This is a genomic window from Mesorhizobium sp. M8A.F.Ca.ET.207.01.1.1 (genome assembly GCF_004794715.1).
Classification (GTDB): Bacteria; Pseudomonadota; Alphaproteobacteria; order Rhizobiales; family Rhizobiaceae; genus Mesorhizobium.
On record NZ_SRUS01000008.1, the window covers coordinates 184,243 to 207,703 of the forward strand.

The window sequence follows — 23,461 nt, forward strand, 5'->3', positions numbered from 1 at the left end:
TCAGCTCCTCGACTGCGAGGCGGTGATCACCTGCGCGCCTTCCTCCAGGCCGGAGGTGATCTCGGTCAGCTCGCCGTCGGTGGAGCCGATCTTGACGTTGACCGGATGCGGCCGCCCGTTATCCAGCACATAGAGCGTGCGGGAACCATCGGTCGGTGCCTTCGCGGCCTGGCGCTGGCGGTTGCCGCCGGGGCGGCCCATGCGGCCGGTGAATAGGTCGCTCAAGCTCCAGCCGCGTGCCGCTTGCTGCGCCGGGCGGTAGCGGAAGGCAGAAGAAGGCACGGTGAGCACGTCCTTGGCCTGCCGCGTGACCACCGCAACGGTGGCGGTCATGCCGGGCCGCAACAGAAGTTCGCCGTTGTCGACCTCGAGCCGTGCATTGTAGGTGACGACGCCATCCGTCGTGACCGAGGCATAGGAGATGTCGCGAATTTCGGCATCGAACGGCCGGTCGGGGAAGGCGTCGACGGTGAAGCGGGCATGCTGGCCCGACTTGACCGCGCCGATGTCGGCTTCGTCGACCGCGGCCACCAACTCCATGTTTCTGAGATCGGCGGCGATGACGAACAGCACCGGCGCCTGCAGCGAGGAAGCGACCGTCTGGCCGGGGTCGACCGAACGGGTCAATACGATGCCGTCGATCGGCGCGTAGATGGTGCTCTTGGCAAGGTCGGTCTGCTGCGCCTTAAGGTCGGCCTGGGCGATGGCGAGATTGGCTTGCGCACTGTCGAGCGCCGCCTTGGCGCGGTCGCGGGTCGCGGTTGCCGCTTCGAGCGACTGGTCGGTCGCCATGCCGCGTTTTGTCAAGGCCGCTGCGCGTACCAGCGCGCTTTCGTTCTCGGCCAGCGTCACCGTGGCGTCTTCGACATTGGCTGCGGCGCCCTTGGCGGATGCCTCAGCGCGTTCGATCTGGACCTCGAGTTTCACCGTATCAAGCGTCGCCAGCACGTCGCCCTTCTTGACCTGCTGGTTCTCCTCGGCGGAGACCGAGCGGATGATGCCGGACAATTCGCTGGAAATGTCGACTTGGGTGAGCGGCTGCAGCGTGCCCGTCGCCGACACCTGGACGGTGAGGTCGGCCTTGGCGGCCGGCACTGTCGTATAGTCGATCCTGGTCGGCGTGCCGGCATACCATTGATAGCCGGCAAAAGCCGCGACGAGGACGATCAGGGTCAGCAGCGCGTAGAGCCAACCGCGGCGGCGCGTCCTGCGCCGGCCGGCATGGTCGAGCCCCAGCGCCGTCTCGATGGCGGAATCCGATTCCGTCTTTGGCAGATTGACAATCTGGTCCACCTCGGACCCCTATGATGCGCAATGTCCCTATCTGTGCACAGATCAGGCTTACCGGTTCAAATATCAAATTAAATTTCGCCCATGTTGGGATTGAGGCAGGAATGCAAACCCGGAATTACTTGCTTTACGATGTGTTCACGACCGAGCGACTGGCCGGCAACCCGCTGGCGGTGGTGTTGGATTGCAAAGGTCTGGACACCGCCGCGATGCAAGCCATCGCGCGCGAGTTCAACCTGTCCGAATCGGTTTTCGTGCTGCCGCCGGACAATCCCAAGCACCGAAACCGCATCCGCATCTTCACGCCCGACTATGAAATGCCGTTCGCGGGCCACCCGACGGTGGGCTCGGCCATTGCGCTGGCGGAATTGGCCGGTGAGGGCGGTGCCGGCATCTTCGTGCTGGAGGAAAATATCGGACCGGTGCGTTGCGCCGTGAGCCAGCACGATGGCGCCACCTTCGCCGAATTCGACCTGGCCAAGCTGCCGGAGCCGCTGAAGCTCGAAGCCGATCCGGTGGCGATCGGCGCGGCGCTTGGCCTGGCACCGCATGAAATCGGCTTCGAGAATCACCGTGTCGCCTTCTGGTCGGCGGGCGTGCCCTACGTGACCATTCCGGTCGCCAATATCGAGGCGGCGGGCCGGATCCGGCTGGACAATCAGGCGTGGTCGGAACTGGCGCCGCGCAAGAGCGAATGGGCCTTTGCCAGCCCCTATGTCTATTGCCGCGAGACGGTAAACCACGAAAGCGCTTTCCACGTGCGCATGATCGTGCCGGGCACGCCGTCCTATGAAGACCCGGCGACGGGTTCGGCGGCGGCGGCCTTCGCCGGCGCCATCATGCATTTCGACGCTCCGACCGACGGGGTTTCGCAATTGTGGATCGAACAGGGACTGGAGATGGGGCGGCCATCGCGCATCCGCCTCGAATTGACCGTGCAGGGCGGAAAACTGGCCTCCGCGCGCATTGGCGGCAATGCGATCAAAGTCGCGGAAGGCAAGCTTTTCCTCTGATCGCCTCCGGGCTTTGTCGATTTGTCGGGAAATGATTCCGGCAGGGCTGGACAGGACCAGTATCGGCGGCTATATGGCCGCCAACGCCGGTTTTTACCGGCCGAGTGGGTGCGTAGCTCAGTTGGTAGAGCAGCTGACTCTTAATCAGCGGGTCCACAGTTCAATCCTGTGCGCACCCACCAAAAATCTAACAAAATCAATTTGTTGGACGAGGTGAGGGACCCTGACGGATGCAGGCGGAAGTCGGTATCCGCGCTATGTCTGAATATTTTGGGCAGCATCGAAGTTGCGTCCTGGTTTCTTTCCCGCTCAATCCGACCAAAAAGCCCCGTCGGCCTCTCCGGAAATTCAAAGCTTGCGAAACCCATCCGCCTCTAAATCAAAGAGATGGAGCATGATGTCGTCCGAAAACCGCGTCACACTTGTTCGGCATCATGCTCTAGATGCGCGTCATGTCATGCTTCCGGCTACCAAAATGTCGCGCTGGCGGTCGGTCGGTGCTTGCCCCTTGATCTGGTCCACGGCCCACTTCGATGATTCCCACCAGCGCGTGAACAAACTCAACCATATCGTTTGCCGTGATGGCTGCCTTGTCGGGGTTTTGCCCGATGTGCTCGGCTGCTTCGCAGCATGCGCGGCGGATGAGATCGTAGTGTACATCCCTTTCATCCTCCGGCAACGCCGCCAACTTCATGGCTCGGCTATGAATCAACCGTAGCAATAGTTCGAGAGCTGCTCCGACACTCATGCGTTTGCTCCGCATTGGTCGAGCGTCCCGGCGCTTGAGGGCGCGCGTTTGGAACGTCCGATGAGGAGGCGTTTCCCATCCCCTTATGGAAGGCTGCATCACAGCCGTTAATATATTCTTTCTTGCTAATATGCGTCCTTGGAGCCTGCAGAAGGGCCGAGCGCGCCCGTGCCTTCTCTTGCTGTCGAAATTTCAGTCGGTTCGAGCAAGGACATCGCGCCCCCCTGTTTCGGGGTCTTCGAAAATTTAGGTAGTGGGTCAGTTTGAAATTCCGCCCCGATCACAATAGGCGCTTTCGCCTACGCTCTGTCTGGAAAATAGGCTGAAGCGCATGCCATCTTCAAGCCATGACAGAGAAGCACCCAAAGCGCCCGCGCGATCCTAACCAGTTGGCGAAGTCGATTGTCTCGCTCGCCACCGGCGAGGCTGAAGATAAGAAGCCGCTCGCCTGGCGCACGCAAAGAGACGGTCGAAGGCAATCCCGATCCTAAGCACGTCAGCACGTCATTTGCCGAGCGCCAGAACCTCACCATGCGGATGCACATGCGCCGCTTCACCCGCCTGACCAATGGCTTTTCCAAAAAGGTTGAAGCTCACGCTAATGCGGTCGCTCTGCACTTCATGTATTACAATTTCGTCCGCATCCATAAGACGCTGCGCGTCACCCCGGCGATGGCCGCTGGCGTGACTGACAAGCTTTGGGAGATCGGTGATATTGTCGCGTTGATTGAAGCGAAAGAAGCCGAGAAGCCAATGGCTCGCGGGGCTTATCGAAAGAAACTTAATTGAGACAGCGAACGTTCAGCGACAGTCAAATCGAAGAGTTTATGCATCTGCATCTGACCAAATACCCAGATGCCGTTGAACGTATGCATTTCGTCATGAAGCATCCGTTTCGGGATAATGACGAGCAAATGTCCAGAACCAGGCGGGAGATTTTGGACACCGCGAAACACCTAGCGTTCTTTCACGCCCATGCGCAGGAAATACCCAAGGATCGCCTCGCGAAGGTCGCTGATCCATATTATCACGCGCGCCACGACATCCTATCCGATGTGATCGCCCATGTCGCTGCCATGCTGGGCCCTATAGGTTCCTATGAGATCGAGGAATGATGCTCGCAATTTCAAACTGACCCACTACCTAAATTTATGAGGGTTTGTACCTCAAGGCGATCCGCGCATTACTTCTCCGACACGCCAGCCTCGGCAAAGCTCGCCATTCTCGCATGGCATTCCAGCGCCGAGCGCACGATGTTGACGGCCAGGCACGCGCCTGAGCCTTCGCCGAGCCGCATGCCGAGATCAAGCAGCGGCGGCAGGGCGAGCGCTTCGAGCAGGCCGCGATGGCCCGATTCGGCCGAGACGTGGGCGGCGATGGTGTGAGCGAGGCCGGTCGGGTGCAGCTTCGCCAGGGGTGCCGCGGCAGCGGTGCAGACGAAGCCGTCGAGCAGTACGGGTATGCCCAGATGCCGTGCGGCCAGCGTCGCGCCAAAGATCGCGGCGAGTTCGCGTCCGCCAAGGCTGGCCGCGATCCCCAGCGGATCGGCAAGGGCGGCGGCGTGGCGCTTCAGGCCGGCTTCGATGGCGACCACCTTGCGCTTCAGGCCGGCATCGTCGACGCCGGTGCCGCGTCCAGTCCATTTTTCCGCGCCGCCGCCGAACAGGGCAGCCGAGATGGCGGCGGCCGGCGTGGTGTTGCCGATGCCCATTTCGCCAAAGCAGACGAGATCGATGTCCTTGGTGACCGCGTCATAACCGGCGGAAACCGCGGCGAGAAAGGCTTTCTCATCCATCGCCGATGTCTGCGTGAAGTCGCCAGTGGGCTGGTCGAGGTCGAGCGGGATGACGTCGAGTTCGGCGCCGGCGATGCGGGCCAACTGGTTGATGGCGGCACCGCCGCCGGCGAAATTCGCCACCATTTGAACGGTGACTTCGGAAGGGTAGGCCGACACGCCCTGCGCGGTGACGCCGTGGTTGCCGGCGAAGACGAAGACTTTCACGCGGTCGAGCTTGGGCATATCGCGGCCCTGCCAGCGCGCCAGCCAGGCGGCGATGGTTTCCAGCCGGCCGAGGCTGCCTTGCGGCTTGGTCAGCGTGTCCTGACGGCGGGCAACGGCATCGGCCGCCGTCTCGCTGCCGGCGGGCAGATTAAGGCAGGCAGCGCGCAGTTCATCGAGGGATTTGAAGGGCATGGGGGCAAGGTCTCCAGAAGGGAATCAGGTCAAGGGATCAGGAAAGGGCGACGGAAGCGACGAGAAGCACCGCGATTTCGCTCACCTGCTGCAAGGCGCCGATCGTATCGCCGGTCTGGCCATCGATCTGGTTGAGGCAAAGAGCGTGGAAAGCGGCAAACAGCAGGCCAAGCAGGACGAGCGCGGCGATGGCGCCGCCGGGGCCAAGCAACAGCAAAGGGATCGCGCCGAGCACGCCGCCGGCTATGGCGGTGCCGAGCGATACCGTGCCGGCGTCGGCCGACAGGCCGTCGGATCGTGCCGGCGGCAAGAGGTGCATGAAGGCGCCGAGCACGCCACGCGAGGCCGCATGCGCGGCCACCAGAGCGAAGAGGGCTTGCGTGGGATCGGGGAGTTCCGACAGCGTGCTCCAGCGGGTCAGCAGCGCCAGCGCCAGCGCCATCGCACCATAGGCGCCGATGCGGCTGTCGCGCATGATCTCGAGCTTGCGTCCGCGCGACTTGCCGCCACCGAAGCCATCGGCGACGTCGGAGAGGCCATCCTCGTGCAGGCAGCCGGTGGTGAGCACGGTTGCAACAAGGGCCAGGGCGGCTGATGGCCCAATGGCAAGGCCAAAGCGTTCCGCAGTGGCAAAGACGATCGCGCCGATCAAGCCGACGGCAAGGCCGGCGATCGGAGCGGCCCAGATCGCGGCGGCGAGGCTGCGGCCACGAAAATCGAGCACGGGCAGCGGCAGGCGCGTGAAGAAGACCAGGCAGAGCGCGATGTCATCGAGGACTTGCCGAGGCGACAGGGTGATTCTTGGGAGCTTCATGGCCTAGCTCTTCGCAATCGCATGAAAGAAGGTGCCGCTGACATGGCCGCGCCGGTAGCCGGAAGCGCCGAGCGGATTGCCCTGGCCGTCGGCGAGGTCGGCCAGCGGCTCGTCATTGCCGGCGGCCGTCATCTGCGCATAGTGGAATTCGTGACCTCGGATCAGCGCACCTTGCGGCCCCAGCGGACAGTCGGCGCGCAGCCGCGCCTCGCGGTAGCCGAGATTCATCTTGCGCCTGGCGAAGCTGGTGGAATGGCCGAGCAGGCCGAGCATGCGATGCGTCTCGCCGCCAGCATCCTCCAGCGCTTCACCAAGAACCATGAAACCACCGCACTCGCCATGGACCGGCTTCTTCGCGGCGAAACGCGCCATTCCCGCATGGAAATTCATTGCGGCTGCGAGTGTGCCGGCGTGAAGCTCGGGGTAGCCGCCGGGCAGCCAGCAGACATCACAATCCTCGTCGGGCGCTTGGTCGGCGAGCGGCGAGAACGGAACGATTTCCGCGCCGGCCTTGCGCCAACAGGCGGCGACATGCGGATAAAGGAAGCTGAAGGCGGCGTCCTCTGCCAGCGCGATGCGTTGGCCGGGCGGCCGCAGCGCGTCGGCAAAGTCGCCAACTGCCGGGGCGAGGGGTGTTGCCAGCGCCATGATCGCATCGAGGTCGAGCGACTTCTCGGCCATGTCGGCGAGCCGATCGAGATGCGCCATCAGGTCGTCATATTCGCCGGCCTGGACGAGGCCGAGATGGCGTTCGGGCAAATTGAGCGTCGGATCGCGCAGGATGGCGCCGACGACGGGCAGTCCGATCGCCTCGATGGCGTCGCCGGAGAGCCGACGGTGGCGCTCGCTACCCAGCCGGTTCAGCACCACGCCCGCCATGTGCACATCCGGATCGTAGGTGGCAAAGCCCTTGGCGACGGCCGCCGCCGTGGTCGACTGGCCCGACACGTCGAGCACCAGCAGCACCGGCAGGCCGTAAAGCCGCGCCAGATCGGCGGCCGAACCGGTGCGCCCCTGCGCGGCCGGGATGCCGTCGAACAGACCCATGGCGCTTTCGAGGATGACGAAATCGGCATCGTCGGCCGCCTGTGCGGCCAGCGCATTGAGCAGCGACGGCGACATCGCCCAGCTGTCGAGATTGACGCCGGACAGGCCGGTGGCGGCGGTGTGGAAGCCGGGATCGATATAGTCAGGGCCGGATTTGGCGCCGCGCACCTTCAGGCCGCGCCGGGTCAGCGCGCGCAAGATGCCGATGGTGACGCTGGTCTTGCCAGAACCGGAGCGTGGCGCGCCGATGATGATCGCGCGCGCGGTCATGCTTGCCCAGCCAGTGCCGCGCGCATGGCGACGATGCCGCCGACGACGATCAATGCCGGTGAGGCAAGCCCGGCCGCCGCCGCTGCCTCGGCAATGGTGGCGAGCGTGGCGACGACGGTTCGCTCCTGCGGCGTCGTCGCGGCGACGATCACGGCCGCCGGCGTCGATGGCGCAAGCCCGCCGTCGAGCAGGGCTGCCGCTATAACAGGCAGATTGGCCATGCCCATATAGACGACGACCGGCTGGCCGGTGCGGGCGATTGCCACCCAGTCGATGTCGTCATCGGTGCCGGCGGCGTGGCCGGTCGCCAGAATGACAGCCTTGTTGATGCCGCGCATGGTGGCCGGGATACCGGTGGCCGCCAATGCGCTGAGGCCCGATGTCAGGCCCGGCAGCACACGGAACGGGATGTTTTCGCGCGCCAGTGCCAGCGCCTCTTCGCCGCCACGGCCGAAAATATAGGGGTCGCCGCCCTTCAGCCTGACGACGCGGCGGCCTTCACGCGCCAGCCGCACCAGCAAAGCGGTGATATCGTCCTGCTTCATCGAAGGCTGGCCGCCGCGTTTTCCCGCAAAGAAAAGCTCGGCGTTTCCGGCAACCGCGACCACGTCAGGCGAAACCAGCGCGTCATAGACCAGCGCATCCGCTTTCGCCAAAGCCGCCAGCACTTCCAGCGTCAGGCAGCCGGGATCGCCGGGGCCGGCGCCGGCCAGCCAGACATGGCCGGGCTCGAGCGGACGCGGCTTGAAGTTCAGCCGCGCAAGCGCCTGTTCGAGCGTGGCGTTTTCGCCTTTGTTTTTGGTGCTGCCGCTCACAATCCGTCCCGTCCGCGAAAACGCCGCTGATAATGGGCGTCGTACAATGAACTCTCGCCAAAGCCTTCCGCCGCCAGCGAGCGGCCGACGAAGATAAGCGCCGTACGCTCCATCGGATCGGCGGCGAGCTTTGCCTCGATGGTCTCCAACGTGCCGGTCAGCACGCGCTCGTCCGGCCAGGAGGCGCGGAAGACGATCGCGACCGGGCAATCGCCGCCATAGTGCGGTGTCAGTTCGGCGACGACGCGGTCGATGGCATGGATGGCAAGATGAATGGCCAGCGTGGCGCCGGTGCGGCCGAAACCGGCCAGCGTTTCGCCAGGCGGCATTTTAGAGGCGCGGCCGGAAACGCGGGTCAGCACCAGGCTTTGCGCGACTTCGGGAATGGTCAGCTCGCGGCGAAGTGCGGCGGCCGCCGCCGCGAAGGAAGGGACGCCCGGCGTCAGCGTGTAGGGGATGCCATGCTTTTCCAGCCGGCGGATCTGCTCGGCAACCGCGCTCCACACCGACAGGTCGCCGGAGTGCAGACGGGCAACGTCATGGCCGGCCTTGTGGGCCGCCACATATTCAGCCTCGATCTCGTCGAGCGACATCGGCGCGGTGTCGATCAGCTTCGTTCCCGGCGCGCAATGCTGCAGCAATTCCGGCGCGACGATGGAGCCGGCATGGAGGCAGACCGGGCAACTCGCCAAGAGCCTTGCGCCACGCAGCGTGATGAGGTCGGCGGCACCGGGACCGGCGCCGATGAAATGGACGGTCATTCGGCGTCTCCGCTGATGGCGATGGCGCAGGTGACCGCGCCGAGCACCGTGCGCGGACCAAGCAGGCTGGCGCCTTTGCCGGCGACGGCAAGGGCCGACGCTTCGGAAACCGATGGTGTGCCGGCCAGGTCCCGCGAGAGGCTGGAGCTGCTGAGCGTCCGTGGCGAGGCTGCCTGGAGAGCTGCGTCATCGACGATGATGACCGGAAGGTTCAGCGCGCGGCCGGCGGCAGCGATCGCGTCTTCATCCTTCTTGAGCGCCGCGGTGGCCAGGGCCGAAAGAGCCGACATCGCCAGCCCATGCGCTTCGAGCGCGGTTTCTATCGCCGCGAGCACGTCCTCGACGGTGACGCCTTTTCGGCTGCCGATGCCCGCGACCATCATGGCTTGACCCAGTTCCATTGCGTGACAGGCATGGCCGGCCGCCACGCCTGCATCGAGCCGACAGGCGAAGCGCGGGAAATGCCTATCCTGACAAGATCGCCGCCGCGCCTGGTGTACTGGGCGAGAAGCAGGGCTTCCATCTCCAGCGTCACCGCGTTGGCGACGAGACGGCCGCCGGCGCGCAGCGCCTTGATGGCGGCGTTCAAGACACCGGTGTCGCTGCCGCCGCCGCCGATGAAGATCGCATCGGGCGTCGCTAGTTTGGCCAGTGCCTTGGGCGCGCTGCCTTCCACAATGACGAGGCCGGGAACACCACAGGCAACGGCATTGTGGCCGATGCGGGCGGCGCGGGCCGGGTCGGCCTCGATGGCGATGGCGCGCAGCGAAGGGTGGGCGAGCATCCATTCGATGCCGATGGAGCCTGAGCCGGCGCCGATATCCCACAGCACTTCGCCGCGTCTCGGCGCCAGCGCCGACAGGGTGATGGCGCGGATTTCGCGTTTGGTGATCTGGCCGTCATGCTCGAACATATGATCGGCAAGGCCCGATGTGAGCGGCAGCACGCGCCCTTGCGGATTCGAATCAATCTCGATCGCCAGCACGTTGAGTGGATTGATGTTTTCCAGATTGAAGGCATCGGCACGCGCTGAGCGCAATGTCTCCTTCGGTCCGCCCAACGCCTCCAGCACCGTCAACCGTGAAGCGCCGAAGTCGAGCTCGGTGAGCAGGCGGGCAATTGCAGCGGGCGCGTCGCCATCCGACGTCAGCGCCAGGATGCGCGCGTTGGGCTGCAGCAGCGGGCGGATCAGGTCGACCGGGTGGCCGTGCAACGAGATGATCTCGATGTCCTGCAGCGCCCAGCCGAGCCGCGCCGCGGCCAGCGAAATCGCCGACGGAGCTGATATGACATGCATCTCCTGTGGCTGGACCTTGCGGGCGAGGGTGGCGCCGACACCGTGAAAGAACGGGTCGCCGGAGGCAAGCACACAGACGTTCCTGCCGGCAACCGCCAGGACATCGGCCATCCCGGTATCGAAAGGAACCGGCCAGGGGCACGGCTTACCCCTGGCGAAGGAAGCAACCAGCGCCAGGTGCCGCTTGCCACCGAAGATGAACTCCGCCTCGGCGATGCGCCGCTTGGCCTCGTCGCCGAGACCCGCTAAACCGTCTTCGCCGATGCCGACTATCGTAAGCCATTTTGGCGTTGGCTGATCTTTTGACATGTCGCGCCGCCCCTCATCCGCCTGCCGGCACCTTCTCCCCGTATAGTGACGGGGAGAAGGGAGAAGCTCCGGCGCCGACGCCTCCCTCTCCCCGTCCTTCACGCGGAGAGGGTAAGGGTGAGGGGCAGCGCCGACGATGTTTGACATGGTGCCCATGAAGAAGATTCTGATCCTCGGCGGCACAACAGAAGCGCGCCAATTGGCCGGAAAACTGGTGGAGGATTTCCTCGTCACGCTTTCTCTGGCCGGCCGCACGGAAAGCCCGGTTGCGCAGGGCGTGCCGGTGCGAAGCGGTGGATTCGGCGGCGCCGATGGACTGGCCGCATATCTCAGGGAGACCGGCACTGGTCTGCTGATCGACGCCACGCATCCCTATGCGGCGCGGATCTCCGCGAATGCGGCAATGGCCGCGCGCAAGACCGGCGTGCCGATCCTTGCCTTGCGGCGCCCGGGGTGGGAGGCCGTAGAAGGCGACCGCTGGCTTGAGATCGATAGCGTTGCCGGCGCGGCTCGGGCGCTTGGCCAGGTGCCGCGCCGCGTGTTTCTGGCGCTTGGCCGGCAGGAGGTGTCCGCCTTCGAGGCAGCACCCCAGCACCACTATCTCATCCGCAGCGTCGATCCGGTCGAGCCGAAGCTGGGTGTGCCCGACGCCGACTATCTGCTGGCGCGGGGCCCGTTTCACGAGAGGGAAGAACGCGCTTTGCTCGAAAGGCATCACATAGGTGTCGTGGTGTCGAAGAACAGCGGTGGCGCGGCGACATACGGGAAGATTGCCGCGGCGCGAACGCTCGGCATCGAGGTGGTCATGGTGCGCAGGCCGGCCTTGCCGGAGGTGCCTTCGGCTGAAACCGTCGAAGCGCTGGCCGCCATGATCGATCATTTCGTCGAACCCGACGCCGAGCGCGGCGTGTAGACCAGCGCCGGCTTGTCGCCGCGCTTGATGATCCGGGTCTCCGGCGAACCGATGATGATGCAGGTCGCCATGTCGGCCTTTTCAGCGTCGACGTCGGCCAGCAGATAGACCTCGATGCGCTCGTCTGGCCGGCCCGCGGCACGGCCGAAGATCACCGGCGTCGTGCCGGGCAGGATGGCGGTCAGGCATTCGAAGGCGCGGCCAAGCTGCCAGGGACGCGCCTTGCTGATCGGGTTATAGAGCGCGATGACGAAGCCGGCGCCAGCCGCCGCCAGAAGACGCAGTTCGATCAAATCCCAAGGCTTCAGATTGTCGGACAGCGAAATGGCGCAGAAGTCGTGGCCGAGCGGCGCACCGATGCGGGCGGCGACAGCCAGCATGGCGGTGACGCCAGGCACGACGGCGACATCGACCGCACGCCATTCGGCCGGACCGGCCTCGATCGCCTCGCAGACAGCGGCGGCCATAGCGAAGACGCCGGGATCGCCGCCGGACACCACGGCGACATCGTGGCCTTCGGCGGCCTTGGTCAGGGCATCCTTGGAACGGGCGAGTTCCTCGCGATTGTCCGAAGCGACGCGGGTCTGGTCGGGGCGCAGATCAAGCCGGTCGAGATAAGGCTTGTAGCCGTAGAAGAATTTCGCCTCGGCGACAGCGCGGCTGGCTTGCGGCGTGACCTGGTCGGCATTGCCGGGGCCGAGGCCGATGACGGTGAGACGGCCGCTCATGCCTGCGCTCCAGTCGGGCGGCCGGACCAGCCGGCGACCAGCACGATGGCGAAGTAGGGCGCCTTGTCGTCCGGCTTGTCGGCAAGCCGCATCGAGACGCTGCCGGCCATGGTGCCGCGCTCGACATAGACGGCGCGCGTCAGCTTTCCGGTCGCTTCCAGCGCGCGCCTGATCTTGGGCAGGTTGCGGCCGACCTTCATGATGACGGCGGCATCGGTGTCGGCGAGGCGTCGGGTCAACTCGAACTCGCTCATCGTGCCGGGCAGCACGGTCAGCACGTCGTCACCCTGGACGATCGGCACGCCGGTCTGCGACCAGCAGCCGGACATGGCGGTGATGCCGGGAATGACTTCAGTCGGGAAACGATTGGCGAGACGGACGTGCAGGTGCATATAAGAGCCGTAGAACAGCGGGTCGCCTTCGGACAGCACGGCGACCATCCGGCCAGCATCGAGGTGCTCGGCGACCTTGTCGGCCGACTCCTCGTAGAAACCTGATATCTGCGAGCGGTAGTCGTCGTGATCCTTGTCGATCTCGGTGGTGACGGGATAGAGCAGCGGCAGTTCCAGCATGTCGGGCCGGAAGCGCGCCTCGACGATGGCGCGCGCATTGCTGTTGTTGCCGCGCTTGGCGAAATAGGCCACGACATCGGCCTCGGCCAAGGCTCGCGCGGCCTTCAGCGTCAGCAATTCGGGGTCGCCGGGACCGGTGCCGACACCGACGAGCCTGCCTTTGGAAATCGCGTTCACAGGCCGGGCCTCGCCAGTGAATTGAGCGCGGCGGCGGTCATGGCGCTGCCGCCAAGCCTGCCGCGCACGATGGCGTAGGGCACGCCATAGGAATTCTCGGCCAGTGCGTCCTTGGACTCGGCGGCACCGACAAAACCGACCGGCATGCCTATGATGGCCGCCGGTTTGGGGGCTCCGTCGCGCAGCTTCTCCAGGAGGTAGAAGAGCGCGGTTGGGGCATTGCCGATGGCGACAACCGAACCGGCCATGCGCTCGCCCCACAGGTCGATCGCGGCGGCCGAGCGGGTGTTGCCGATCTCCCTCGCGATGTCGTGCGTGCGCGGGTCGCGCAAGGTGCAGATCACCTCATTGCCGGCCGGCAGCCGGGCGCGGGTGACGCCATGCGAGACCATCTCCGCGTCGCAGAAGATCGGCGCGCCCGCCGCCAGGGCTTTGCGGGCGGCGGTGACGAAATCGGCGGAGAAGACAAAATTCCTGGCGGCTTCGACCTGGCCGCAGGCATGGATCATGCGGATGGCGACATCGGCCTCGGCCTCCGAGAAGCGCGAGAGATTGGCCTCGGCGCGAATGATGGCGAAGGAACGCTCGTAGATCGCCGTGCCGTCGTGGATGTAGTCGTAGGCGGCCATGCTCATTTCCGTTGGTGGGGTTGGGCCCGTTGGTAAGTTTCGGCGATGCCGGCCGTGCCCAGCCTTGTCAGGCAAGCTGCGGCGGTCTCGCCCTGATATCGAGCGCCGCGGATCACCGCGGCGACGCGGCCGATGCCGCGCGCGGCGTCATAGCCCGGCCTGTAGCCGGCAGGAAGAGCCTTTGCCGTCGCGTTCACGACAAGTCTGGCTCCGTTTTCGCCGCCGACCAAGGTCAGCGCCGCCGGGCCGGGATGCGCGCAGCCCTTGGCGCAGCCGGAAATGTGCAGGGTGAGGGAGGGATCGAGGATGTCGGCGTTTTCGGTGGCGATCGTCTCGGCGATGTCGCGGGTGGCGATGCGGCCGGACGCGCAGGCCGGCGTACCCGGGCAAGCGGCGATGCGGGTGCGGGGGTCGGCGGGGGAGGTGACGAAGCCGAGGGTGGCGGCTGTGTCTTGCAGGGGCTGGTTGGCGGTCGCCGGCTGGCCGAGGAAAAGCAAGGCGCGGCCTGGGGCGAGGCGGATTTCGGTGGTGCCGAGGGCGAGGGCGCTTTTTGCGAGGGCGATGAGCTTTTCGGCGGGCATGCTGCCGTAGGGGAGGCCGATGCCGAGGGCGTGGCCGTTGCTCAGATTGAAGAGGCCAATCGGCAGGCGACTATGCTCTACGGCGCCCCCCTCTGTCCTGCCGGACATCTCCCCCACGAGGGGGGAGATCGCTCTCTCATCTCGGCTTTCGCCAATTTCCTTCGTTGCAAAGGGAAAGCCAGCGCCCGAACCGCCAATCTCCCCCCTCGTGGGGGAGATGTCCGGCAGGACAGAGGGGGGCGCCACAGAATGCCAGCTTGCGAGAGATGCCAATTGCCTCTCCGACAGATCCCTCGCATGCGCCTCGAGGCCCTTTTCGGCGACCATCCTGAGCGTAACGATGGCTATGTCTCTGGCGGCACTCGCATCGACCTTTGCCAACACCTTCGCGCTTCGACCGTCGCCGGCAACCGATACGCTCCAAACGACGCCATTGACGGCTCGCACCGCCCTCAGCCGCACATCGGCCGTTACCGCATCCAGCGTCAGTTGTCCGCCACCGTCAACGATCACCGAAACCTTCGGTCCCAGCCGCTTCGTCAACCCGGCTTCCTCGACGGCCACGCGAATCTCTTCCGCCATCGGCCGGGGATCGGCGATCTCCTGCGGGTCAATGCCTGCCAGCGGGCCGGTCTCGACCGGCACCCCGGTGCGCACCGCGATTCCCAATGCATCCACCTCCGCAGCCAGCAACGCAGCGCTGTCCGCCGTGAGGCCGCGTATCTGCAGGCTGCCGCGTGCGGTGACTTCCATGATGCCGTTGCCGTGCCGCAAGGCGGATTCGGCGATCCCGATCAAGAGCTTCGGCGACAACCCTCCGGAGGATGGACCTCCGGCGACCGGGTTCAGGCGCACCAGCAGGCCGTCGCCTGTCTGCATCGGCGCGGACAGAGCGGGGCAGGCGCCACGGCGCGAGAAGGCGTTCATGCAGCGACTCCGGGCGCGTTGGCTTCCGCAATCAGCGCGGCGAGATCGTCGTCGATGGAATTGCGCAAAGGATGCCAGAGGCCGCGGCGGCGCGCCGACAGGAAGCGCTCGGCGATGACTTTGGCGGCGGCGGGATTTTCGCGCAGGATGAAGGCGCGAACGTCCGGATCGCCGAGATAGGCATCGTGCACGGCCTCGATCAGCGCGCCTGAAATGGCATGGGTGGTCTCGGCGAAGCCGACCAGCCGATCGACCGTTTCGGCGAATTCGGAGGCGCCACGCGGGCCGTGCCGCATCTGGCCTGAGATGAAGCGTGCGTTGACGGCGCGGGCACGCACCACGCGCGACACGGCCTCGCCGACCGATCGCGGTTTCGGTTTTTGCGGATCGGTGGTGTCGAGCACGATGACGTCGGCGTTCCTGCCGAGTGCGGCCAAGGCGGCCGAAAAGCCGCCGATGAAGGCGACGTCGGCGGAACCTTCGAGGATGTCGCGACCGGGGTCGTCGCCGGTGTGAACCATAAGATCGGCTTCGGCGATGCGTCCCTCGAAGGCGCCAGGCGCCGAGACGCCTTCGCCGCCGGCGCCGCCATAGGCATGCGAGGTGGCGTCGAGATAGGCGCGGCCGATCTCTTCGCGTGCGCTCCAGTCGCCTCTCGACAACAGATCCTCGACGCCGGCGCCGTAAGTGCCGGGCGATGTGCCGAAGATGCGCGGGCTGATCTTGCCATCGGCGCGGGTCTTGGCGGCGAGCGGGTTTTCCGAATCGTCCTCGTCGCGCGCGGAAACGGCGTTGGCGGCGGCGTCGATCAGGGCGATCTGGGTCGGGAACATGTCGCGGAACAGGCCTGATATGCGCCAGGTGACGTCGACGCGCGGACGGCCGAGCATAGCTGGCGGCAGCACCTCGATGCCGGTGATGCGGCCGGTGGCAGCGTCCCATTGCGGTCGGCAGCCCATCAGCGCCAGGCCCTGCGCGATCTCCTCGCCGCCGGTGCGCAGCGAGGCCGAGCCCCAGAGGTCGATGACCAGGGAACGCGGCCAGTCGCCATGCGACTGCAGGTAGCCGCGTACCACTTCTTCCGCCGCCGCCTTGCCCAGGTCGTAGGCGGTCGGCGTCGGCATGGTGCGCGGGTCCGAGGTGAAGAGGTTGCGACCGGTGGGCAGCACGTCGGAGCGGCCTCGTGCGGGCGCGCCAGCCGGGCCGGCCTTGACGTGACAGCCATCGAGCGCGGCGAACAGCGCCGACTTCTCGGCTTCCGCGCTTTGGCGGCGCATGGCATCCGGCTCGCCCTCGGGCGCGCGGCCGTAGATATGCAGCCCGTCCTTGATAGCGAAGTCCTTGAGATCGCAGAGCCAGGCGTCGATGCGGCGCAGCGCTTCGTCGGGCGCATCGGTTTTGGCGACGCCGGCTTCGGAGGCAAGGCCGGTCTTTTGCGCGGTTTCGACAATCAGCCTGGCGAGACGGTCGCGGCGGCGGCGGTCAAGGCCATCGGCCTGGGCGTATTCATCGACCAGGCGTTCGAGCTTGTGCTGGTCCTCGTCGAGACCTGCACCGGCGAGCGGCGGCGGCAGATGGCCAAGGGTGACGGCGGCGATGCGCCGTTTGGCCTGCGCCGCCTCGCCTGGATTGGAGACGATGAAGGGATAGATGACGGGCAGGGACCCGGTCACGATCTCGGGGAAGCAGTTTTGCGAAAGCGCGACGGTCTTGCCGGGCAGCCATTCTAGCGTGCCGTGGGCGCCGACGTGGATAAAGGCATGGACGCCGAGCGATTTGCGCAGCCAGAGGCCGAAGGCGATCAAGGCGTGGCGCGGAGGCAGTGTCGGGTCGTGGTAATCGGCGCGGCGATCGGCGGAACGGCCGCGATCAGGGGCGAGTGCCACGGTGATGTTGCCGAAGGTTGCGGCACGGAAGGGGAAGTTTGCTGAGGCTGGCGCTTGAGCGCCCCCCTCTGTCCTGCCGGACATCTCCCCCACGAGGGGGGAGATTGGCAACTTCGGCGCCCGTTCTTTAACCTTCGAAATTGGCGAAAGCGGAGATGCGGGCACAATCTCCCCCCGTGTGGGGGAGATGTCCGGCAGGACAGAGGGGGGCGCCTCGCGCAAACCTGTCTCCTGATCTGCTCTGCCCCACGCGGCGTCTACCGCGGCAATTGCCGATGTCGGAAGCTCAATAGAAAAGGCACGATAGTCGTCGAACCCCAGCCCGCTGTCGCCCCGCTCCAACAAATCCAGCAATTCACGCGGTGTTTGCGGAATCCCGTCAACGGCATAGCCCTGTTCGCTCAAGTCGTGCAGCATCACCAGCACACTGGACGGCACATCCAGCCCGACCGCATAGCCGGTGCGGCCAGGAGCGCTGGGATAGTCGGGAATCAGGATCGCCAATTTGCGCTCTGCGCGCGATGTCTCCCGCAGGCGGATGAAGGCCGCAACGCGCTTAACCACCTGCGTCACACGATCAGGTTCCGGCCGGTTGGCCAACGCACGATGGCCAAGCGCCGGATCGACATCGCTCTCGTCCTTGAAGGAAATGGCGCCGGCGAGGATGCGGCCATCGAGTTCGGGCAGCACGACATGCATGGCAAGGTCGGCCGGCGCCAGGCCGCGCTGGTTGTTTTCCCAGATGTCGCGACGCGTGGTGGCGACGATGACCTGGAAAACCGGCACGCCGGCGCGGTTGAACAGGGTTTCGACACCGGGTTCGGCACCCGAAGCGAAGGCGGTCGCGGTGATGATGGCGGCAGGTTTCAGCGATGCGATGGCATTTTCGACGAACGCCAGGGACACAGGATCCTTGAGGCTGGAAACGAAGATCGGGACCGCTGCCAGTCCCTGGGAGCGCAAGGCCTCGGCCAGCGCATCGATCGGGGCAACGTCGGCCGCGAGCAGCATCGAGCGGTAGAAGAGGATAGGGACGATGGGAGCACCGACATCTGAAAGGTCCGGCTCCTCCGCGACCCCCAATCCAGACTGATAGTAACCGGCCTTCGGCACGCTGACCGGACTGGCGACGGACGTATCCTGTCCAGCCAGGCCTGCCAGCCTCCGAACCAGCGCGCTCATATTGGCCGGGCCGCCCTCTCGGAAATAGCCAAGCAGGCCGTCGAGTTCGGCGCGTGGCAGCGTCGAGGCTTCGATCAGCCTGAGATCCTCGTCATGGCTTTCACCCGGAAGCAGCGCCAGTTTGATGCCGCGCTCACGGGCAATCACCGCCAGCTGGTCGCAGCCATAGCGCCACCAGTCGTTGCCGCCGAGGATGCGCACTAGGATGACCTTGGCATGGCGGGCGACGCTGTCGATCCAGAGGTCGACGGACATGGGATGGCGCAGATCGCGCAGTGCCGCAAGCCGCATGGAGGGCAGGCGGTCGGCGTCCGCCTTCCACGCCGCCGCCAGTCCGGCGAGATCGCTGTCGGTGAAGGACAAGGCCACGATATCCGCCGGCGTCTGCCTGAGATCGACAGGCTCGGCGAGGTCGTCAAGCGAAGCGGAGGTCGTGGTGAGGATGTGCATCGCGGTCCGTGTCTAATCAGCCGGCGAGGATACGTTCGATCGCCGGACGGTTCAGCCCCTTGAGACCAATGACGACCAGGCGCGAGCGGCGGTCGTCCTCGGCGCTCCAGGCACGGTCATAGTAATGATTGACCCGTGGGCCGACGGCCTGCAGCAGGAGCCGCATCGGCTTGCCGCCGACCTCGACGAAGCCTTTTACACGCAGCACGTTTTCCTGTTCGGCGGCCTCTGCGACACGTTTTGCCAGATCGTCGGGATTGGCGATCGAGGGAATGTCGACGATGAACGTGTCGAAGTCGTCATGCTCGTGGTCGAATGCGCCGTCGTGATGGGACTTGCGGTTCTCGATGTCGTCCTCGACGGCAAGACCAAGCCCGAGCAGCACCGAGGGATCGACCTTGCCATGCGACGTCGGCACGATCTTCACGGCGCGGGCGGAGTGTTCGTTGACGATGGCGTTGGCGCGGGCCGCGCCCTCGGCGTCCATCAGGTCGCTCTTCGACAGGATGATCAGGTCGGCGCAGGCGATCTGGTCCTCGAACACCTCTTCGACCGGATCGTCATGGTCGAGGCTTTCGTCCCCGGCGCGTTGCGCCTGCAGGGCTTCCATGTCGTTGGCGACGCGGCCTTCCGCAAGTGCGGGACCGTCGACCACGGCGATGACGCCATCGACGGTGACGCGGCTTTTCACCGTCGGCCACTGGAACGCCTGGACCAGAGGTTTGGGGAGGGCGAGACCGGAGGTTTCGATCAGGATGTGGTCGACCTTCGGCGTCAGCGACAGGATCTGGTCGAGCGCTGGCACGAAATCGTCGGCGACGGTGCAGCAGATGCAGCCATTGGCCAGTTCGACGATGTTTTCCTCGGGGCAGGTGTCGATACCGCAGCCCTTGAGGATTTCGCCGTCGATGCCGATATCGCCGAATTCGTTGACGATGATGGCAATCCGCTTGCCGCCGGCATTTTCCAGGAGATGGCGGACCAGCGTCGTCTTGCCGGCGCCGAGGAAGCCGGTAACGACGGTGCAGGGAACGCGGGAGAGATTGCCGGCCGAATTTGGAGCGGTCATATCAAGTCCTTCAGCATGTCGAGAGGAGGGATGCGGGCAACGAGGCCGCGCTTGAGGCTATCGGGCCGGCCGCGCCAGGGAATGACGCCGTCGGTCGAGGTGGCGAAGAGTTTCGCGCCGGCGACGAGATCGGCGCCGCTGGTTGTGGTCAGGTCGCCGAACACATAGCTCCAGCATCCGTCGCGCAGGATCGCGGCGCTCAGCCTGCGCTTGCAATTGCCGAGGCATTCGACCGTGCGGATGCGAATTTGCTCGCCCGAGGCGGCTTGGCGGGTATCTTCAGCCAGAAGTTCGCCGGCCCGGGGATGGGCGTCGGAACCGGTCTCGTCGCGACAGGAGGCGCAGACGATGACAGTGATGCCGGCCAGGGGATCATCCCCGCCGGACGAAATGTCCGTTGTTTCAGCCGAGAAACTGCTGTCGCGATCCAAATCAGGCTCCTTGCCCGGAAAACCCGCCGGGCGATCGGATTCTTGCATTCCAGACGGCAGGTCTCCTGGCTCGCGGGTCATCGCCTTGGGTAGCCGCCTTCCCGGGACAATCCCAGTGGCTTTCGGCCTTGGCTCTTCGCTTACAGTTGCGGGGACAGCCGCGGATTTGGGCTTTTCGGCCCGCACCGCATTCCCTCTTGGCTCCTCCCTTTGCCGAGAGGAGACCGTCTGGATCGGATTTAGGCTCTTGCGGGCAGCGGTGTCAACGCGAGCTTACGACACCGCGATGTCGGACAGCGCCGGGCCGAGGTCGCCGGCAGGCGTCACTTCGATGCGTTCAAGCCCAAGCCAGCCCTGCATCTGCTTCAATTCCTCGAAAAGTTCAGCGGCGGTTTCAGGCGGCGCGCCGGGCTCGGCATAGGCGGCATGGACGCGCAGGACACTGGCCGGCCGGTCGGCTTTGAGGTCGACGCGCGCCACGATCCTGTCGCCAAGCAGGAAGGGCAGGACATAGTAGCCGTATTGGCGCTTCTCGGCCGGGGTGTAGATTTCGATGCGATAGTGAAAATCGAACAGCCGCTCCGAGCGCGAGCGCTCGAAGACGACGGGATCGAACGGCGCCAGCAGGGCGCGGGCCTCGATCTTGCGTGGCAAACGCGCATCCCTGTGAAGGTAAGCTGGCTTGTCCCACCCCTCGACACGGACCGGCAACAACTCGCCGAGTTCGACCAGTTCCTCGAGCCGGCCTTTCATGTCGGCGGGGGAGAGCCGGAAATAGTCGCGCAGGTCGCCTGATGTGGCGATGCCGTGGGCGCGGGCGGAAATGCGCAGCAGTTCGCGGTGCGCGTCCGGGGGCGCCGGTACCGGCAGGTCGAGGATCGCTTGCGGCAGCACCCGCTCCGGCAGGTCATAGAAGCGCTCGAAACCGCGCCGGTGCGCCGTGGTGATGCGGCCGGCCCAGAACAGCCATTCGAAGGCGTGCTTGGCGTGGCTCCAACCCCACCAGCCGCCGGAGCCTTTCTGGCCTTCCAGCGCCGAAGCGGCGATCGGGCCACGATCGACGACCTGGCGGTAGATCTCTTCTATATAGGCAGCGTGCTCACGGCCCCATTTGGCCAGCCCCAGATACATTTCATCGCCTTGCTCGGCGCGCTGCATGCGCCAGCGCATCAGCGGGTACGTCTCGACCGGCAGGAATGAAGCCTCGTGCGCCCAATATTCGAACACCGTGCGCTTACGCGTCACGGCGGCGTTGTCGAGCAAGGCGACGGGATAGGGACCCAGACGCGAATAGAGCGGCATATAGTGGGCACGCACCACCGCACTGACGGAATCGATCTGCAACAGGCCGGTGCGGGACAGAACGCGGGCGAAATGGCGGCGGTCGGGCATGCCGGCGGGGCGGGGATCGAGAAATCCCTGAGCGGCGAGCGCGATGCGCCGGGCGGCGGCTAGCGAGATCTTTTCCTTCATGCAGGCGTCACTCTGAGGGTGCTTTGACAAAGATGTGATGGGTGATTCCAGCCCATGCTAGCAGGGTTTTGGCGGCAACCCTGTCAGGAGAGAAAAGTGGAGTAAAAAGAGAAGGAAATCAAACAGGAGCCTATGAGACCAGTTTCTCCCGGAATGCCGTCCAGCTCGTTGTTTTGAACAAGGTTTGACTTGCTTCGCTGGAAGTGCTGCGCTAACCCTCGCCGCGTTGCAGCATAGGCTCCTTAAAACGGTTCAGCGGTTAAACTGTCACGCTTCCGCATTAAGGTCCGGTGCTGTAATCAACGTGGATTGGCGCCAACGGAAAGCCGCTGCATGAACGCACTCCTCAGTTCGTACCTGCCCATCGTCCTGTTCATCGGCGTGGCGCTGGTGGTCGGCCTGGCGCTGCTGGTCGCACCGTTCCTGGTGGCCTACCGCAACCCCGATCCCGAAAAGCTGTCCGCCTACGAGTGCGGTTTCAACTCGTTCGACGATGCCCGCATGAAGTTCGACATTCGTTTCTACCTGGTGTCGATCCTGTTCATCATCTTCGACCTCGAAGTGGCCTTCCTGTTTCCCTGGGCAGTGTCCTTCTCGAAGATCGGCATGCTCGGCTTCTGGTCGATGATGGTGTTTTTGGCGGTGCTGACCATCGGCTTTGCCTATGAATGGAAAAAAGGAGCGCTGGAATGGGATTGAACGACAGTTCAGGCACCCTCGTCGCGCCAAAGCCCAAGGGCATCATCGATCCCAACACCGGCAGGCCGGTGGGGGAGGACGATCCCTTCTTCCTCGAAATCAACAATGAGCTTGCAGACAAGGGTTTTCTGGTCACCTCGACCGAGGCGCTGATCACCTGGGCGCGCAGCGGCTCGCTGATGTTCATGACCTTCGGTTTGGCGTGCTGCGCGGTCGAGATGATCCACACCTCGATGCCGCGTTACGATTCGGAGCGCTTCGGTGTCGCGCCGCGCGCGTCTCCGCGCCAGTCCGACATCATGATCGTGGCCGGCACGCTGACCAACAAGATGGCGCCGGCGCTGCGCAAGGTCTACGACCAGATGCCGGAGCCGCGCTACGTCATCTCGATGGGCTCCTGCGCCAATGGCGGCGGCTATTACCACTATTCCTATTCGGTGGTGCGCGGCTGCGACCGGGTCGTGCCGGTCGACATATATGTGCCCGGCTGCCCGCCGAGCGCCGAAGCCCTGCTCTACGGCATTCTTCTGTTGCAGAAGAAGATCCGCCGCACCGGCACGATCGAACGGTAAATCCATGGCCGCATCCCTTAGCGAACTGTCGACCTATCTCGGCGAGAAGCTGCCTGGCCGCTTCGGCGACGCTGTGCTCGCTTACGGCGAGCTTACCGTTCACGTCGAGCCGCAAAACCTGATCGAGGTAATGACCTTCCTGCGCGACGATGCGCGCTGCCAGTTCATTTCGATCATCGATGTCTGCGGCGCCGACTATCCGTCGCGGGCCAAGCGCTTCGACGTCGTCTATCACCTGCTTTCGCCGAAGCAGAATGTCCGCATCCGCATCAAGGTGCAGGCCGACGAGGAGACGATGGTGCCGTCGGTCACCGGCGTCTATCCCGGCGCCGACTGGTTCGAGCGGGAGACCTACGATCTCTATGGCGTGCTGTTCTCGGGCCATCCGGACCTGCGCCGCCTGCTGACCGATTACGGGTTCGAAGGCCATCCGCTGCGCAAGGATTTCCCGCTGACCGGTTTCGTCGAAGTGCGCTACGACGACGAAGCCAAGCGCGTCATCTACGAGCCGGTCGAGCTCAAGCAGGAATTCCGCAATTTTGATTTTCTTTCCCCTTGGGAAGGCACCGATTACGTGCTGCCCGGGGACGAAAAAGCCAAGACGAATTGAGGCG

The 23,461-nt window shown here is 65.0% G+C and carries 22 protein-coding genes, 1 tRNA gene, 2 pseudogenes and 1 riboswitch; of the genes and pseudogenes, 8 read left to right on the plus strand and 17 right to left on the minus strand.

Annotated elements, in window-relative coordinates; translation table 11 throughout:
- Positions 1 to 1,293, minus strand: a complete 1,293-nt coding sequence (locus EN850_RS23705) for an efflux RND transporter periplasmic adaptor subunit (protein WP_136092382.1) — start codon at positions 1,291 to 1,293, stop codon at positions 1 to 3.
- 101 nt (positions 1,294 to 1,394) lie between these two features.
- On the opposite strand from EN850_RS23705, the gene EN850_RS23710 reads away from it, so the two are divergent.
- Positions 1,395 to 2,303: a PhzF family phenazine biosynthesis protein gene (locus EN850_RS23710; RefSeq protein WP_127871604.1), complete on the plus strand. Its 909-nt coding sequence runs from the start codon at positions 1,395 to 1,397 to the stop codon at positions 2,301 to 2,303.
- A 106-nt stretch (positions 2,304 to 2,409) separates the two neighbouring features.
- Positions 2,410 to 2,485: transfer RNA gene (locus tag EN850_RS23715), tRNA-Lys, on the plus strand.
- Positions 2,486 to 2,742: 257 nt separating this feature from the next.
- On the opposite strand, the gene EN850_RS23720 is transcribed toward EN850_RS23715, so the two are convergent.
- Positions 2,743 to 3,051 carry a hypothetical protein gene (locus EN850_RS23720; RefSeq protein ID WP_135866546.1) on the minus strand — a complete coding sequence of 103 codons (309 nt, stop codon included), beginning with the start codon at positions 3,049 to 3,051 and terminating at the stop codon, positions 2,743 to 2,745.
- A gap of 438 nt (positions 3,052 to 3,489) precedes the next feature.
- Here EN850_RS23720 and EN850_RS23730 point away from each other — a divergent pair.
- A pseudogene (locus EN850_RS23730) lies at positions 3,490 to 3,840 on the plus strand (IS1 family transposase); the annotation flags it as partial.
- A gap of 38 nt (positions 3,841 to 3,878) precedes the next feature.
- Positions 3,879 to 4,166 (plus strand): hypothetical protein, encoded by a 288-nt coding sequence (locus tag EN850_RS23735; protein WP_127871602.1) that lies wholly within the window; start codon positions 3,879 to 3,881, stop codon positions 4,164 to 4,166.
- Positions 4,167 to 4,234: 68 nt separating this feature from the next.
- Here the strand turns inward: EN850_RS23735 and cobT are convergent, their stop codons facing one another.
- The 7 genes from cobT to cbiE are packed head-to-tail and all read right to left on the minus strand — an operon-like array spanning position 4,235 to position 10,558.
- Positions 4,235 to 5,245 (minus strand): nicotinate-nucleotide--dimethylbenzimidazole phosphoribosyltransferase, encoded by a 1,011-nt coding sequence (gene cobT, locus EN850_RS23740; protein ID WP_127279491.1) that lies wholly within the window; start codon positions 5,243 to 5,245, stop codon positions 4,235 to 4,237.
- Between the two features lie 37 nt (positions 5,246 to 5,282).
- On the minus strand, positions 5,283 to 6,059 hold the full coding sequence (gene cobS / locus EN850_RS23745; RefSeq protein ID WP_135919223.1) for an adenosylcobinamide-GDP ribazoletransferase: 777 nt from the start codon (positions 6,057 to 6,059) through the stop codon (positions 5,283 to 5,285).
- A gap of 3 nt (positions 6,060 to 6,062) precedes the next feature.
- Entirely contained in the window at positions 6,063 to 7,376 is a 1,314-nt protein-coding gene (locus EN850_RS23750; protein ID WP_136092383.1) for a cobyrinate a,c-diamide synthase, read from the minus strand.
- On the minus strand, positions 7,373 to 8,191 hold the full coding sequence (gene cobA / locus EN850_RS23755) for a uroporphyrinogen-III C-methyltransferase (RefSeq protein WP_135866552.1): 819 nt from the start codon (positions 8,189 to 8,191) through the stop codon (positions 7,373 to 7,375). Before cobA ends, EN850_RS23750 begins: the two co-directional genes overlap by 4 nt.
- Positions 8,188 to 8,952, minus strand: a complete 765-nt coding sequence (gene cobM, locus EN850_RS23760; protein ID WP_127280203.1) for a precorrin-4 C(11)-methyltransferase — start codon at positions 8,950 to 8,952, stop codon at positions 8,188 to 8,190. Before cobM ends, cobA begins: the two co-directional genes overlap by 4 nt.
- Positions 8,949 to 9,335, minus strand: a complete 387-nt coding sequence (locus tag EN850_RS23765) for a cobalamin biosynthesis protein (RefSeq protein WP_127280202.1) — start codon at positions 9,333 to 9,335, stop codon at positions 8,949 to 8,951. The genes cobM and EN850_RS23765 overlap by 4 nt, the downstream gene beginning before the upstream one ends.
- Entirely contained in the window at positions 9,332 to 10,558 is a 1,227-nt protein-coding gene (cbiE, locus tag EN850_RS23770) for a precorrin-6y C5,15-methyltransferase (decarboxylating) subunit CbiE (RefSeq protein ID WP_136092384.1), read from the minus strand. The genes EN850_RS23765 and cbiE overlap by 4 nt, the downstream gene beginning before the upstream one ends.
- Before the next feature lie 154 nt (positions 10,559 to 10,712).
- Here cbiE and EN850_RS23775 point away from each other — a divergent pair, with 154 nt between their 5' ends.
- A complete protein-coding gene (locus EN850_RS23775) occupies positions 10,713 to 11,471 on the plus strand; it encodes a cobalt-precorrin-6A reductase (RefSeq protein ID WP_136092385.1) in 759 nt (252 codons plus the stop codon).
- On the opposite strand, the gene EN850_RS23780 is transcribed toward EN850_RS23775, so the two are convergent.
- The 8 genes and pseudogenes from EN850_RS23780 to EN850_RS23815 form a co-directional block, all read right to left on the minus strand.
- Positions 11,435 to 12,199 carry a precorrin-3B C(17)-methyltransferase gene (locus tag EN850_RS23780; protein ID WP_127280969.1) on the minus strand — a complete coding sequence of 255 codons (765 nt, stop codon included), beginning with the start codon at positions 12,197 to 12,199 and terminating at the stop codon, positions 11,435 to 11,437. The two genes, EN850_RS23775 and EN850_RS23780, sit on opposite strands and share 37 nt — an antisense overlap.
- Positions 12,196 to 12,948 carry a precorrin-2 C(20)-methyltransferase gene (locus EN850_RS23785; protein ID WP_127280970.1) on the minus strand — a complete coding sequence of 251 codons (753 nt, stop codon included), beginning with the start codon at positions 12,946 to 12,948 and terminating at the stop codon, positions 12,196 to 12,198. Before EN850_RS23785 ends, EN850_RS23780 begins: the two co-directional genes overlap by 4 nt.
- Positions 12,945 to 13,577 (minus strand): precorrin-8X methylmutase, encoded by a 633-nt coding sequence (locus EN850_RS23790; RefSeq protein WP_136092386.1) that lies wholly within the window; start codon positions 13,575 to 13,577, stop codon positions 12,945 to 12,947. The genes EN850_RS23785 and EN850_RS23790 overlap by 4 nt, the downstream gene beginning before the upstream one ends.
- Positions 13,578 to 13,582: 5 nt before the next feature.
- Positions 13,583 to 15,085: pseudogene (gene cobG / locus EN850_RS23795) on the minus strand (precorrin-3B synthase); the annotation flags it as partial.
- Positions 15,082 to 18,603: a cobaltochelatase subunit CobN gene (locus EN850_RS23800; RefSeq protein ID WP_136092388.1), complete on the minus strand. Its 3,522-nt coding sequence runs from the start codon at positions 18,601 to 18,603 to the stop codon at positions 15,082 to 15,084. The gene EN850_RS23800 and the pseudogene cobG, both read right to left, overlap by 4 nt.
- A gap of 16 nt (positions 18,604 to 18,619) precedes the next feature.
- The gene (gene cobW / locus EN850_RS23805; RefSeq protein WP_136092389.1) at positions 18,620 to 19,672 is read right to left on the minus strand and encodes a cobalamin biosynthesis protein CobW; all 1,053 of its coding nucleotides are present in this window, start codon (positions 19,670 to 19,672) and stop codon (positions 18,620 to 18,622) included.
- The gene (locus EN850_RS23810) at positions 19,669 to 20,103 is read right to left on the minus strand and encodes a DUF1636 family protein (protein WP_136092390.1); all 435 of its coding nucleotides are present in this window, start codon (positions 20,101 to 20,103) and stop codon (positions 19,669 to 19,671) included. Before EN850_RS23810 ends, cobW begins: the two co-directional genes overlap by 4 nt.
- Positions 20,104 to 20,140: 37 nt before the next feature.
- A riboswitch (cobalamin riboswitch) is annotated at positions 20,141 to 20,347 on the minus strand.
- Between the two features lie 29 nt (positions 20,348 to 20,376).
- Positions 20,377 to 21,576, minus strand: coding sequence for a winged helix-turn-helix domain-containing protein (locus EN850_RS23815; RefSeq protein ID WP_136092391.1), 1,200 nt, complete (start codon positions 21,574 to 21,576; stop codon positions 20,377 to 20,379).
- 333 nt (positions 21,577 to 21,909) lie between these two features.
- Between EN850_RS23815 and EN850_RS23820 the strand changes: the two genes are divergently transcribed.
- The 3 genes from EN850_RS23820 to EN850_RS23830 are packed head-to-tail and all read left to right on the plus strand — an operon-like array spanning position 21,910 to position 23,457.
- Positions 21,910 to 22,275, plus strand: coding sequence for an NADH-quinone oxidoreductase subunit A (locus EN850_RS23820; RefSeq protein WP_006335683.1), 366 nt, complete (start codon positions 21,910 to 21,912; stop codon positions 22,273 to 22,275).
- Positions 22,266 to 22,847 (plus strand): NADH-quinone oxidoreductase subunit B, encoded by a 582-nt coding sequence (locus tag EN850_RS23825; protein WP_015317338.1) that lies wholly within the window; start codon positions 22,266 to 22,268, stop codon positions 22,845 to 22,847. Before EN850_RS23820 ends, EN850_RS23825 begins: the two co-directional genes overlap by 10 nt.
- 4 nt (positions 22,848 to 22,851) lie before the next feature.
- On the plus strand, positions 22,852 to 23,457 hold the full coding sequence (locus EN850_RS23830; protein WP_136092392.1) for an NADH-quinone oxidoreductase subunit C: 606 nt from the start codon (positions 22,852 to 22,854) through the stop codon (positions 23,455 to 23,457).
- The last annotated feature ends 4 nt before the right edge of the window (positions 23,458 to 23,461 follow it).

Excerpts from the sequence above, each read along its gene's own strand:
- EN850_RS23710 (WP_127871604.1), top strand. The coding sequence starts at position 1,395 with ATGCAAACCCGGAATTACTTGCTTTACGATGTGTTCACGACCGAGCGA.
- EN850_RS23720 (WP_135866546.1), bottom strand. The coding sequence starts at position 3,051 with ATGAGTGTCGGAGCAGCTCTCGAACTATTGCTACGGTTGATTCATAGC.
- EN850_RS23735 (WP_127871602.1), top strand. The coding sequence starts at position 3,879 with ATGCATCTGCATCTGACCAAATACCCAGATGCCGTTGAACGTATGCAT.
- cobT (WP_127279491.1), bottom strand. The coding sequence starts at position 5,245 with ATGCCCTTCAAATCCCTCGATGAACTGCGCGCTGCCTGCCTTAATCTG.
- cobS (WP_135919223.1), bottom strand. The coding sequence starts at position 6,059 with ATGAAGCTCCCAAGAATCACCCTGTCGCCTCGGCAAGTCCTCGATGAC.
- EN850_RS23750 (WP_136092383.1), bottom strand. The coding sequence starts at position 7,376 with ATGACCGCGCGCGCGATCATCATCGGCGCGCCACGCTCCGGTTCTGGC.
- cobM (WP_127280203.1), bottom strand. The coding sequence starts at position 8,952 with ATGACCGTCCATTTCATCGGCGCCGGTCCCGGTGCCGCCGACCTCATC.
- EN850_RS23765 (WP_127280202.1), bottom strand. The coding sequence starts at position 9,335 with ATGATGGTCGCGGGCATCGGCAGCCGAAAAGGCGTCACCGTCGAGGAC.
- cbiE (WP_136092384.1), bottom strand. The coding sequence starts at position 10,558 with ATGTCAAAAGATCAGCCAACGCCAAAATGGCTTACGATAGTCGGCATC.
- EN850_RS23775 (WP_136092385.1), top strand. The coding sequence starts at position 10,713 with ATGAAGAAGATTCTGATCCTCGGCGGCACAACAGAAGCGCGCCAATTG.
- EN850_RS23780 (WP_127280969.1), bottom strand. The coding sequence starts at position 12,199 with ATGAGCGGCCGTCTCACCGTCATCGGCCTCGGCCCCGGCAATGCCGAC.
- EN850_RS23790 (WP_136092386.1), bottom strand. The coding sequence starts at position 13,577 with ATGGCCGCCTACGACTACATCCACGACGGCACGGCGATCTACGAGCGT.
- EN850_RS23800 (WP_136092388.1), bottom strand. The coding sequence starts at position 18,603 with ATGCACATCCTCACCACGACCTCCGCTTCGCTTGACGACCTCGCCGAG.
- cobW (WP_136092389.1), bottom strand. The coding sequence starts at position 19,672 with ATGACCGCTCCAAATTCGGCCGGCAATCTCTCCCGCGTTCCCTGCACC.
- EN850_RS23815 (WP_136092391.1), bottom strand. The coding sequence starts at position 21,576 with ATGAAGGAAAAGATCTCGCTAGCCGCCGCCCGGCGCATCGCGCTCGCC.
- EN850_RS23820 (WP_006335683.1), top strand. The coding sequence starts at position 21,910 with ATGAACGCACTCCTCAGTTCGTACCTGCCCATCGTCCTGTTCATCGGC.
- EN850_RS23825 (WP_015317338.1), top strand. The coding sequence starts at position 22,266 with ATGGGATTGAACGACAGTTCAGGCACCCTCGTCGCGCCAAAGCCCAAG.
- EN850_RS23830 (WP_136092392.1), top strand. The coding sequence starts at position 22,852 with ATGGCCGCATCCCTTAGCGAACTGTCGACCTATCTCGGCGAGAAGCTG.